Genomic DNA, 1401 nt, shown 5'->3' with positions numbered 1-1401 from the left:
AAGCTCTGCCACGACCATGGAATCCATACGAACGTAACCTTATGTTTCTCGCCCAATCAGGCCCTTCTTGCCGCAAAGGCCGGAGCAACTTATGTAAGCCCGTTCGTGGGAAGGCTCGACGACATCTCCGAGGATGGAATGGCGCTGATCGAACAGATCGTTCAGATCTATAAGAACTATAACTACAAGACCGAGATAATCGTGGCCAGCATCCGCAATCCCTTGCACGTACGCGATGCCGCCCTCATGGGAGCCCATATCTGCACCATCCCGTTCAGCGTTATCCGGCAACTGGTAAAACACCCGCTAACAGATATCGGTATCGAAAAATTCGCTAAAGATTGGGACAAAGTGCCGAAGTGACGTTCCAATGATAATCGGAACGTCATCCTGAGCCCTTCGGGCGAAGGATCTCCATCGCTCAATTGTAATTGTGTTCACTGGATTCTTCTCCGCCTAAGGCGGATCAAAATTGACATTCTTATTGGTAGGTATTTCTTAGATCTAGCAACACCTTCGTGGATATCGCCTTAAATGCGTCGTAGGTTCCGTTGCCGCTTGTTGCCACCGTCTCAAAATCAGGCGCGGCGTATTTGTTCAGCAGGGCTCTCAGTTCCGAAACCGGCGCGGCGTTTCCGAGATCGCGCTTGTTGTACTGGATGACATGCGGGACATCTTTAAAAGAGACTCCTTCATGATGTAATATCTCGTTCAGTTCGGCAAGGCTTTGAAGGTTACTTTCTACCTTTTCGAGCTGTGAATCGGCAACAAACACGACGCCATCCACGCCTTTTGAAATTATCTTCCGGTTCGCTTCATAGGCGACCTCTCCGGGGACGGTATAAAGGTGGAGCCTTATGGTATATTCGCCCATCTTCCCTAATGTTATGGGTATAAAGTCGAAATAAAGTGTCCTGTCGTCCTCTGATGTGAGCGAAACAAGCTCTCCCTTGCTGTTCTTTTTCACCTCGGTGCAAATATTTCTTATCGAGGTCGATTTGCCGCACCTTGGAGGCCCGTAATAGACTATCTTACAATTGATCTCTTTGTTCTTTTCGTTGATAAAGGCCATACAAAAATCCCCTTTCCTTTCATGTAATTATATTGGCTGGATTGCCAATTGTCAAAGGATACTTTTTAGTAGAGCTTTTTAGCCCGACCCCAACGCAGTAGCCAGTCTTTGTTGTGGCATTGCCATGTTACGTGAAAAACGGAATTGTCGCAGACGATATGTAAGCGCCTAGCGAAGCTTTCAATTACCCACAAGTATTGGCCAGAGAGAACCCCAATTCAATATCCGTCAAACGTGAAGCACCTCTCCATATAACCATATTGCCTGGTGGTGGATCGTTCGAACGAGCAAGATAGCCGCCAAGCATGGCGAGTTTCGTTAGATATTTT

1 protein-coding gene and 2 pseudogenes (1 of these 3 only partly in view) are annotated in these 1401 nt (G+C 47.4%); 1 reads left to right on the top strand and 2 read right to left on the bottom strand.

Annotation, left to right across the window (positions count from 1 at the left end; all coding sequences use genetic code 11):
• A pseudogene (locus COV46_06845) lies at positions 1 to 363 on the top strand (fructose-6-phosphate aldolase); it begins 188 nt to the left of the window's first position.
• A gap of 118 nt (positions 364 to 481) precedes the next feature.
• On the opposite strand, the gene COV46_06840 reads toward COV46_06845, so the two are convergent.
• Both COV46_06840 and COV46_06835 read right to left on the bottom strand, forming a co-directional pair.
• Positions 482 to 1072, bottom strand: coding sequence for a gliding-motility protein MglA (locus tag COV46_06840; protein PIR16765.1), 591 nt, complete (start codon positions 1070 to 1072; stop codon positions 482 to 484).
• 184 nt (positions 1073 to 1256) lie between these two features.
• Positions 1257 to 1397: pseudogene (locus tag COV46_06835) on the bottom strand (transposase).
• Positions 1398 to 1401 lie beyond the last annotated feature (4 nt).

The organism is Deltaproteobacteria bacterium CG11_big_fil_rev_8_21_14_0_20_49_13 (assembly GCA_002796305.1).
Taxonomy (GTDB): domain Bacteria; phylum UBA10199; class UBA10199.
The sequence above is the reverse complement of the archived record's forward strand: the minus strand, read 5'-3'. Positions and strand labels throughout refer to the sequence as shown.

Bases quoted from the DNA above. Each gene is read 5' to 3' on its own strand.
- COV46_06840 (PIR16765.1), bottom strand. From the start codon at position 1,072: ATGGCCTTTATCAACGAAAAGAACAAAGAGATCAATTGTAAGATAGTC.